A 10,677-nucleotide genomic window follows, 5' to 3' on the forward strand; every position below is an offset into this window, starting at 1 on the left:
TAGCGCCTGGCTCTTTGCCTGCCCTGCTTCCTGTCCTGGGCTCTGGCTCACAGTCTGACCTGCCGCCTGCGTCGCCACCTGACCCGCGGTCTGCCCTGCCGCCAGTCTCGTCGCCTGGCTCGCAGTTTGGCTCACTGCCTGCCACACAGCCTGACCATGCGCTTGCGACGCAGTCTGGCCCGCTCCCTGGCCTGCGGTTTGCCCTACCGCTTGTCTCGCAGCCTGGTCTGCTGCCTGCCATGCCGCCTGACCCAGGGTCTGCCTCCCGGCCTGACCTACCACCTGCCTAGGAGTTGCTTATCAGTTTCGGTCGCACCCTAGCCGGCAACCGGGCTCAAAGTAGCGCAGCGGCCCCATAGACAACACACACTCCCAAGGCGGCCTTGTTCTGACCCTACTTCACCCTGCATGAGCTGGTACTGGTCTACGTACCCGACGTGACCAGTCGCTCCATCAGAGCCGCGAGCTTTCCAGCCTGAACTCGGCGGTCATATCGATCCCGGTTGGCGCTCGTGAACCTGGTTGCCTCGGATCGGAGCTTCATGAGAGCCTGGCCGAGTGATTCCTGGCCGGCACACGCCACGCCTGCCTCGCACTGCTCGACGATTGCCGCCGCTTCAGTTGTATCCGGGCCGAAAACAAGTATCGGCCGACGTGCACCCAGGTACTCATAGAGCTTTATGCCGACCGGCTGTCCAGGCTTGCCGATATAGAGCAGCACGTTTGCTCCTTTCATCAGTCGGCAAGCCTGGTCGTGCGCCACCGTGCCGAGCAAACGAACTTGCTTTTCCTGCCCAAGCCGTCGCCGTGTCTCGCGGTCAACCCGGCCAGCTAAATAGAGCTGCGCATCTGGAACATCTCTTATCGCTTGACAGACCGCAAGAAGCTCCTGCTGATTCTGCCATAGGTTTCCGACGTGAACGATACTGAACCCGTCCAGTCTTGCCGGCTCAACATCGAACTCGTCCGGGTCAAAGCCATTGTCAAGCACCTCGGCCTTGGGCCCGAGCTCACGGGCCGTGCCGTAATTCACCGCCAGAATCGCATCTGCGTGCCTGACGATGTATCCTCGCACTCGCCGCAGGAGTGTACGCTGCGGCTGAGGCGGCAGGACAAAGCCGGTCGGCCAGGGGTCACGGAAGTCGGCTACCAGCGGCAAATGGCCGTGCGCCTTCAGCCTGACTCCAACAAGAAGAGCGGTGAAGGGCGGTCCAGTCGCAAATATCGCAGCCGGCCTTTCCCGGTCAATGATATGCCGGCCGGCAACCGAAGCAAAGGGAAACCACCCAGCCTTGGAATCCGGAAACAGCAAGTAGTTGAGCAGTCTCGGACCACGCCCCAGACTCCTGCTCAGCATTGGGTTCAGCCTTGACCTGACCGGCCGAAGCCGGTTGAGTAACCGGGCCGGGTCAAAGCTCTCTGTGCGAAACACCTTTGAGCCCCGAAGGTCGGAAAGTAGGGCCGGGTCATAGTAGTAGTAGGCCGCCGGCTTGACCGTGAGGATCAGCGGCCGCCACCCGAAATCGGGCAGAAACTTCACAAGCTTGGTCACCCGCATCACTCCAGACAGACCTAGCGGCGGGGTGTAGTACGAGACAACCAGGACGCGACGCGCTACCATACCTTTTAGACCCGTAATTTAGGCTCAGGCACTCGGTCGGCGGCCACCTGTTGATCAGTCCTGAATCTCATCCGGTTCGATTGTAGCACCAGCATGCATCATATCAAGACAGGCACTAACCTTGCTTGCGTCGTCGATCTAAAGTCAGTCATCTGCTGGCGCCTCATCACCGGTCTCAAGCTGTGCCTTCATCTGTCTGCGGACCTCGTCTGCCGCAAGCTCGACCGGTTTCACCGACCCGAGGAAATCAATAAGTCCGGCCACGTCAAGCGCCAGGAGGTGGTCCTCCACCTGTAGTTCAGCCGGCAGCAGCCTGAAGAACGCACCTGACCCAAGGTTATCCTGAAGTCGAGTGATGTTCTTGCGCACGACCTGTCTGATTGAGGACATCTCCGGGATCGGAAAGCGCGAGAGACCGGTTTTTGTGGCCGGGAAGGAAAACAGCTTCCCGTCCAGATCTGCAACCTGTCTTCCCTCTAGCACAAATGCCTCGCTCAGGAGGAATCCGTGCAACGGGCCAAGCAGGTGCACCAAGAAACGTTGCCGGCCTTCGTCAAACCATGGGAACTCGTCTGCCGCCAAGTCGGGGAAGAGCCGGCTCTTCAGGACTTGCGCCAGCCGGTACCCGTATCCGGCCGTACCGGTACCTTCGAACACCTTGGTCGTCGCGCCGACATCCTGAAATGGCCGGACCATGACCCGGCTCTCCTTTTCTCGGAACTCAACGACCTCCCACGCCCGACCACCAAGCATAAACGTCCGGAAAACGTAGAACACCGTACCAAGATGCCGGTTGGTCTCAGCATCGCACACCTCGTATTTGCCGAAAGACTTGTCCTGAATGTTGGAGTGAATCTTGCCGTATTCAACCTGCCGCTCGAGCTTCGGCCCCAGGTAGTAGATACCCGACCGCTGCTCCACGACCACGCCCTGCTCGCACAAGTGATGAAACGTCTGCTCGACTGCGCCGCCGGTGCCGAAAACCGAGCTCAGCACTCGACGTAGCGCCGGTAGTGTTGTGCCGACTCGACGCCGCTGCAAAAGATATGATGCGACCTGCTGCGGAATAACCGAGAGCGCAGGCGTATAGCGTTTCTCGCACAGCCTTCCTAGCCGGCAGCACTCAAGGAAGGTCTGAAACAGAAAACGCTCCCAGGCATCGGCGTAGGTGCCCAACATGAAAAGCGTGCCTTTGCGCCGATTGCCCCTTCCCACCCGTTGCAGAAGCGACGACACGTTGAAGGGCGGCCGGACAAGAACTACAGCATCAATATCGCCGATGTCAATCCCGAGCTCCAAGGTAGAGGTACAGCACAGAATACCTATCCTCTCCTGATTCATGCGCGCCTCGACCTCTTCCCTAACTTTACGGGTCAGACTCGCGTGGTGAACCCAGACCCGATTGGCAAACGGCGGGATGGCCAAAAGTCCGGCCGAAGATTCGGCCCAGGACCGCGAGTTGAAAAAGCATAGTACCTTGCGCAGACCACGGGACCGTAGCTCAGCCACGGTTCGCTCGTGCCAGCCCTCGCGCATCGGCAAAAGTACGTTCTCGATTTCCCGGCAGGCGTCAACCTGAACCACAACCGGGTCCGGGAAATAGCGCTGGCCGATGTTGGTATCGTCGATCGTCGCCGAAAGAGCACAGCACTGAAGACCGGGCATTGGTTCCCTAGAATCCGATATTACCTCGGAATCTTTGGCCAATGCCGAACCCGGCAGCGATTTGGAGGTCGAGGAGAAAACCCCTGACTCCCAACGCCAGGCGCGAGAGTTTATTAGCCTCAACCGCTCAAGCAGCACGCGAAGCTGGTCTCCGCGTGGCGTGTTATCCAGAAGATGCAGCTCGTCCAAAATAACCGCGGCCAGGCCGGCGAAGACGGACGTATGTCGGCACAGAAGGGAATCAAGTGACTCAGGTGTTGTCAACAGCATGAACGGAAGCCGCGACTCGGAAATCTCCGGATGGTCTCCAGTCTTGCGTGCCAGGTCCAGGCCGAGATACTCCATCGGTTCACAGAGTCGACGGTGCAGGTCATTGACCAGCGCCCTGGTTGGTGAGACGTACAACACCGAGACTGAACTGACGCAAGAGCGGTAGCATCCGGCAACCTGCAGCAGGCGCTCGATGACTGGCGCGGTTACTGCCTCAGTCTTACCCGAAGCTGAAGGTGATATCACTACGACGTTCCGGCCCCGGATGATGAGCGGAATCGAACGTACCTGGACCTCGGTCAGCCGGCCGAACCGGCCAAAGAACGGAAACCAGGTCCTCTTTAGAAGGCGCCGGACTTCGGTCTCAGTCGTCAACCATTCCCCGTCTGGCCAGCCCCCCTGCCCGGGTCCGCGCCACATCCAACCCCTCGACACAGAACTTAATGAACGACCTGACACCCTCATTTCCGGACTGCACTGCGGCAGAGAACAGCCGCTTCTGCTCGAACTCGGAAATATCGAAGCCGGGATAGGCCCGCTGGTAAGTCATCATCAGCGTGGCGAACAGGTCCACAAGCGCCCGATCGGCAAGCGGTGCGAGCTCAAGCTTCTGCTTCACACGATTCGCAATCCTGATGTAACCGTAGTCGTACGGGTTCGGCGTCGTGGCAAAAACCAGTAGCATCGAGGGGTCACGGTAAATGTAGGGTACTGGTCGCACCTGATTGTGAATCATCCGCTGGCTAATGTGCCTGACCTCAGGGTCGTTCTGGGCGGTCCGGACAAGGCCCTCCAGAAAGTTGATACTCTTGGTTAGATAGATGACGTCCCACAAGTGAGTTACGGTCTCGGCCTCGTCAATCAGGAGAACCAGGCCCTTGAGACCGAGCTGCCGTGCAATCCAGCCGATTCCGGACAGGATGTTGCAGTAGAAGTCGGCCGCGGTGGAAAAATCATAGAGTGCGGGAATCCGCTGCCCGCCCCTGACCCGGTGCCGGCTCTGCCGCTCGGTCGCGTACTCCTTGGTGCTTTCACCCTCAATCCACTGCCAGAACACCTCGTTCTCGGTTCGCCCCGGGTCAAGCCGGCTGAGCTTACGTAGTACTGGTCCGAGGAACACGTGGTCGGAAAGGTCCAGCTCCCCGGCCTGACGCAGCAGGTCGCGAAAACCGTACTCCCGGCCACCCTGGATGTAGCGCAGATTGTGGACGATTTCCCGGTACACCCGCTTGGGCCGATGCGGGCTCACCTCATGTGGGTCAAACTGACATAGACTGGTGACCATGCCCGCCTTAAGCGCACGGTGGTGAATATACTCAAGCAGATGGGTCTTGCCGGTGCCGTAGTCGCCCTCCACGAGGTACGCCTCTCCTTGCCCTCGGCCAAGCTGCAGGAGCGCAGCATCAATCACCCCCATCTCTCGGTCTCGACCAAAGGTAAAAGCTTCAACGTCCTGGTGCGGCACGATGCCGAGTCGAAACGCTTCGATCATCCGGCATGCCTGGATTCGGTCAATTGAACGGAATCGGCTGGTGCCAAACTTGAGCAGGTCATCGTCAAACTTCGCCACGAGCCTGACCCTTCTTGTCGGCAGCCACAGCTTGAGCCCGCTCGTGAACTTCACCAGCAGTTCAGTACCGCGCCAGCGTGCGTCAAGCACTTCGCCCTCGCCGAACACCGGGTGCGAAACAAGCCGTGCCGAGCGGCCAGAAAGAGCGGGCTCCGGACTTTCGACTGCTGATCCCACCCCCGGTTCTCTTGTCTCTGGCCTCTCTCCCCTAGTACTCTTCACCCTCAACCTTCTCCCGGTCAGCCTGGCCCAGCCGCTGGCTGGTAACGCGCAGCAGCCTGTCGGCTTCCTTGCCATCGATCACCGTTCCGGGCTCGGCCCGCAACCGGTGAAATGCCTCGATTGCCGCTACCACAAAAAGCCGTCGGTAACTGATATCGAACATGAACGCCGAAACCGCCCGCTTCGCCAGTATCGAAATCGCCCGACTTTTCTCCTCTGGCAGCCTCCCGCCGTACGCCGCCTCGAACAGCTCGGCCAGTTTTGTCCCGAGCCCAACCAGGAACTCAACCGGTTCGATACCTAACTCCTCGAGATTGATTCGGACTCCGACTGGATTGGTCTGGGAGAACACGCTGCGCAACCGCTGCTTCAGCGCCTCGTAGACTCCGCCCGAACCATCGAGCAGCAGGTTCTCGTCCGGAATCGCATAGAAGAACATTGCTCCGGGCAGACGTGAGTTGCCGCACTCGTCCACGAGCTGCCGCAAGTTGTCAAGGGCACGGCGCTTGTCGCGCGATGATGATATCGACATTCCCCGTTCTGCCTCATCGAACAGAAACACAAGCCCGGCGTACCCGATGGCGTGGACCCACTGAATCAGCGAACGCAGCATCCGGAACGCGGTTGCCTTGTCAACCCGCTCGGAAATGCGGTACTGAGCCCTCACTTCCCGGGCAATGTCCTCGCCCTTGAGCCACTGCACAAGCTGGCTGAATCCCTCTCCGTCCTCAGCCAGCAGCGCCGAAAACGCGCCCTTGACTGCGTTCGAGAAACTCGTGCTTTCGGTCACGGGCAGCTCATCAAGCTGTCGGAGCAGAACTTCCTTACGGTCCGCAGCCTTCCGACTCTGCACCACCCATCTGCGCACCACTGATTCGATACCCTTCTCCCAAACTGGCGCCGGCCGGTCAACCGGCTGCGGCGCAGCCAGATTGGCGACAATCGCACGATAGACAAGCTCAAGTCGGTCAAAAGGACACTCGCTCGGATTCAGACTCACGTATGCAACGCAGTAGTTATGTCTGAAAGCAAGGTTGCGTACCGAATACAGGAAGTGTGTCTTGCCGCCGCCATAGTTGCCGGTAATGAGCTTGAAGCTCGACAGGTTGTAGGGCAAGATACCTTTCAGATACTCCTCTTCCACAACGGCAAGATAGGGCTCCAGCCCGATGGTGAAAGTCTCGATGCCGAACTCCGGCGGCGTGCCGGTCGCGCCGAGCTTGCTGATTATCGCCTTGGCCAGTTGTTGATCCATCGGCTACACCCTAAGCTCTGCGCTACGCACCACCGGACATTCAGCTCTCGCAGACAGCATATGGAGACTTGCACCATGAACCTTTGCAATTGACTGGATTTCGGCCATTTGACTCCCTACCCGGACACCGGAGTATCGCCTTCGGTCACCTCGTTTGCCCTCACCGCTAGCGAGATGTAGGAGTAGTATGTTCCTTCACCCTCCTCGTTATCCGGCACCCAGAGCGCGCTGGTCTTGTCTGTCGTCTTGTCGAAAGTGGCCACATGCACTCTAATCCCGGCACTGGCCTGGCCGAGTTGGCCTGACGCCTTGAGCCGGAACAGGTCGTAGCTGAACCGCACACGCGGATATTCTACGAACTTCTCCCTTGACGGATCGGCTCTGAACCCCTTGGGCTGCATCAAAAGTACTACCTCGGCCAGCACTTCAAGCAGCGGCACCCGTGAACCCGGCTCAAGCCCGCGCTGGACATACACCCGTCGTAGCCCTTCGGTCATCAACCGGGCAAGCCGCTCCGGCTCCATGCTCTTCTCCTTCAGACTTCTCGACCAGCGTATCAGTGTCGAGGCAAGCTCAGCCGGAACGAGCCGGACCGACTCTTTCAGTCGCTCGACCTCAGGTCCCCAAAAAATCACCGCCTTCCCTGCCGCGAAATCGACCCGAAGCGAAAACATGCCTGCTCGCAACACCGGTAACTGACCCCGGACTTTGAGTCCGGCCTGTTCCAGTGCTTGGGCGAGCTGGGTACCAAAACCAAACCTGAACTCCTCCTTGTCCCGTTCGATTGCTGCCTGCTCAGCGGCCACCCATTCGGCCAGAACTTCCCGCAACTCTGAATCTGGAAACTGATTGACCAGACCGGAAACACCTGCCAGCGCCTTCTCTCTGGCAAACGCATTGTTCACCGGGTCGGTCAGGAGCATCCGATATGCCACAAGCCGTTTCGCGACCTTCTGGCTGCCGGCGGCAACGCTATTGAGCCGTGCGAGCAGTCCTTCCATAATCAGGTAGTATAAGCTGGCGCTCCAGACTGTCAAACCGTCGCCGGCTGACCCGGTATTCCCTATTGACGAATCCCTGCTGCAGGATAAGCTGACAGTGTCGGGCTCAACCTTCGGAGGCATGTCTGAAGCACACTTCACGCCTACATCTGGGCAGCAGCCCCTGCCAGCTCTGCCGCAACCAACGACACTACTTGGACCACGGCTACATCTCCCCCTTTCCACGCTGCAACACTGCTGACAGGACGGCTCCAATCAAGGGCCTGCACATGGTTTGGCCCGGCGCCTGTTCGCTGCCCCTGGCCAGCCGGCGGCCCGGACTCCGCAAGACCTCAGGTATTACCTACCTCGGCTCTATCCAGCGCTTCCGTGGCTGCTCCGGATTCCAGACGCCCCAAACACTGTGTCATGAATCGGCACAGAAAGGAGGACATATGCGAAGAATATTCGTCGCCATCACCCTTATCTGTCTCTCTTCCTGGGCCTGGGAGGCGGTCGCACCCCTGCCCTCGCCGCGCTACGGTGGTGCGCTCGTCGCGGTCGGCTCGAAACTATACTACATCGGCGGCTCTGCTGTGGGCGGTGTCAAGACCAGGACGATGTTCATCTACGACGTTGCCGCCGACTCCTGGAGTGTTGGCGAGTCAATGCCGACCGCACGCCATCGGTTCGGTGCTGCCGAGTGCCTCGGCCGCATCTATGTGTTCGGTGGCTGGGGCGAAGGCGGCCAGTTGCTCAAATCAGCCGAGGTTTATGACCCGATAACCCGGCAATGGTCGCCAATCGAGACCCTGCCCAGCCCCCGTGCTAGCGTGTTCGCTGGCGGAATCTACTACGGCCTTGGGGTCCACTGCATCGGTGGTTGGACTGGAACCAGCTCGCTCCGGGACAATCTGCAGTTCCAACCGTCGTCCGGACACTGGACCGCACGTGCACCGATGCCCACGGCCCGGTGCGAAGGTGCTGCCGTCTCGACCGGCGCGTACATATACTGTGTCGGCGGAACTGCAGACGGAATTCTGCCTCTCGACATCAATGAAACCTACGACTATCACGGTGACCGGTGGCTCACCTTTGTTCCAATGCCCACCCCCCGTGCTGGCTGCGCTGCAGGCTGGACTGGTGAGCTTGCCGTGCTCGGTGGGTTGATGCTTGATGGCCGGCCCACATCCCGGTATGAGATCTTCGATCCGAATCGCAGCCTCTGGCGGGAAGGCCAGCCGCTCCCAGAGTCCTTGAAATACCTGAGTGCGGCAACGGCCAAGGCCGGGCACGAATCCTACCTCTTCGTAGCCGGCGGCATTGACCGGAACGAGCAACCAAGTAACCGAGTATATCGGGCACTGTACGCAGTCGGACTCGCGGATGAAACTGGCCAACGCCTGAATTGCCCCCTGAAAACTCTGTTCAGCCGACCCGGCGAAGTCCTGGCCGTAACCGATAGCCCGGCCGACTTCTTTTCTGTTGCCGGCCGGCTCGTTGCCCGTTCGACCGAACCTAGCCGGCCTCGCTGCCCATCACTCAGCCCCGGCACTTACTTCATCCGGTTCAAGTCCGGAACTCTTGCAAGGCTCATTGTCATCAACCGCTAGTCCGACAGTAATGCAAGAGCGGGCCGATACTGGCCCGCTCTTCTGTTTCTCTTGTTTCCGGTTACTTCGTGCCGTAGGTCACGGCAACCGTTGTCTTACCTTCATCGGTCCCAACCATCACCGTCGCAAACTGCTTCTCGTCTGGTGACTGGTGCATCAGCATCGTTCCCTCGCCTGTCTCCATGACCGCACTCTCCTTCCAGCCCTGACCGACAAACGATGCCTTGAACCAGTTGACAACCGCATCCTTGGCATCCGTTGTCTCGAAGGAGTACACGCTACCTTTGCCTTCACCAGTTGATAGCGACCACTTGGCAACGGCCTTAGCACCAGGATATCGCAGGAAAGCGGGCAAGTCAGAGACATCCACGTCGCCACTGACGTCAATCTGAGCCTTACCGCCGGTCGCCGTCTTGACCGCGTTCTCAAGCGCCTTTTCGGTCGCCTTGCGTGCAATGTTCTCACCACACTTCATGCAGCCGGTGTTGGCCACAACCGCGAATCCGAGCACGAACACGACTATCAGATAGCTGACAATCCGCACTGACTACCTCCTTATGGTATGCCACAGCTTAGACAATAATCAGCCCGGGTCAAGCAATGCCACGTCGGCTTGACCCTCCGATACCCGGTTCTATACTTCCTCGCTCCATGCCAGACGAATTCATCCAGGTCCGCGGTGCGCGCGAACACAATCTCAAGAACGTTCACCTTGCAATCCCGCGCAACAAGCTGGTCGTCATTACCGGCATCTCCGGCTCCGGCAAGTCCTCGCTTGCGTTCGACACTATCTACGCCGAAGGCCAGCGCCGCTACATTGAGTCACTCTCTGCCTACGCCCGTCAGTTTCTCGGAATGCTCGAGAAGCCGGACTGCGATCAGATAACCGGACTGTCGCCAGCCATTGCCATTGAGCAGCGCACCACCGCTCGCAATCCCCGATCAACGGTCGGCACGGTTACTGAAATCTACGACTATCTGCGTCTCTTGTTCGCCCGCATCGGCCGGCCCCACTGCCCCAAGTGCGACCGGCCAATATCTTCGCAGACCATCGACCAGATTGTTGACACGCTTCTTGCCGAGGCCGGCGACTCAAACCTCATCATCCTCGCCCCGCTTGTCCGCGGCCGCAAGGGTGAGTACCAGGAACTTCTGGCCCGGGCAAAACGTCGCGGATTCATCCGGGTCCGTGTCGACCGCGAGCTTTACGAAATTGACAAGGTGCCGAAACTCGAACGGTACAAGAAACACGATATCGAACTTGTCATTGACCGCTTGACCGCAAAGCCCGAGGCCCGCAAGCGCCTGGCCGATTCGATCGAGCTTGCGCTCCGGGAAGGCAACGGGATATGTATCGTCACGTCCAATAACGCTGACCGCCTGTTCTCTGAAAAACTCAGTTGTCCGGACTGTGGCTTCAACCTTGAGGAAATCACCCCCCGACTCTTCTCTTTCAACTCGCCATACGGTGCATGCCCGGC

General features: G+C 59.3%; 8 protein-coding genes. 2 read left to right on the forward strand and 6 right to left on the reverse strand.

The genetic code is table 11. The features are described 5' to 3' along the window. Positions 1-424: 424 nt before the first annotated feature. The 5 genes from ABIL25_03790 to ABIL25_03810 all read right to left on the reverse strand — a co-directional run bounded on the left by ABIL25_03790 (position 425) and on the right by ABIL25_03810 (position 7,604). The gene (locus ABIL25_03790; GenBank protein MEO0081402.1) at positions 425-1,621 is read right to left on the reverse strand and encodes a glycosyltransferase; all 1,197 of its coding nucleotides are present in this window, start codon (positions 1,619-1,621) and stop codon (positions 425-427) included. A 144-nt stretch (positions 1,622-1,765) separates the two neighbouring features. Beyond that, a complete protein-coding gene (locus ABIL25_03795) occupies positions 1,766-3,931 on the reverse strand; it encodes a DEAD/DEAH box helicase (protein ID MEO0081403.1) in 2,166 nt (721 codons plus the stop codon). Beyond that, positions 3,921-5,348: a BREX system ATP-binding domain-containing protein gene (locus ABIL25_03800; protein MEO0081404.1), complete on the reverse strand. Its 1,428-nt coding sequence runs from the start codon at positions 5,346-5,348 to the stop codon at positions 3,921-3,923. The genes ABIL25_03795 and ABIL25_03800 overlap by 11 nt, the downstream gene beginning before the upstream one ends. Continuing rightward, positions 5,335-6,603 (reverse strand): BREX system ATP-binding domain-containing protein, encoded by a 1,269-nt coding sequence (locus ABIL25_03805; GenBank protein ID MEO0081405.1) that lies wholly within the window; start codon positions 6,601-6,603, stop codon positions 5,335-5,337. Before ABIL25_03805 ends, ABIL25_03800 begins: the two co-directional genes overlap by 14 nt. A 116-nt stretch (positions 6,604-6,719) precedes the next feature. Continuing rightward, complete coding sequence (locus ABIL25_03810) at positions 6,720-7,604, reverse strand: hypothetical protein (GenBank protein MEO0081406.1); 885 nt, start codon at positions 7,602-7,604, stop codon at positions 6,720-6,722. A 434-nt stretch (positions 7,605-8,038) separates the two neighbouring features. Between ABIL25_03810 and ABIL25_03815 the strand changes: the two genes are divergently transcribed. Next, a complete protein-coding gene (locus tag ABIL25_03815; protein ID MEO0081407.1) occupies positions 8,039-9,196 on the forward strand; it encodes a kelch repeat-containing protein in 1,158 nt (385 codons plus the stop codon). 61 nt (positions 9,197-9,257) lie between these two features. Here ABIL25_03815 and ABIL25_03820 read toward each other — a convergent pair whose 3' ends face one another. Beyond that, positions 9,258-9,740, reverse strand: coding sequence for a hypothetical protein (locus ABIL25_03820; GenBank protein ID MEO0081408.1), 483 nt, complete (start codon positions 9,738-9,740; stop codon positions 9,258-9,260). Between the two features lie 107 nt (positions 9,741-9,847). Here ABIL25_03820 and ABIL25_03825 point away from each other — a divergent pair. Continuing rightward, on the forward strand, positions 9,848-10,677 hold an 830-nt coding region (locus ABIL25_03825), incomplete at its 3' end, for an excinuclease ABC subunit UvrA (GenBank protein MEO0081409.1).

This window comes from candidate division WOR-3 bacterium (genome assembly GCA_039801365.1).
Classification (GTDB): Bacteria; Hydrothermota; Tepidihabitantia; order Tepidihabitantales; family Tepidihabitantaceae; genus JBDRUN01.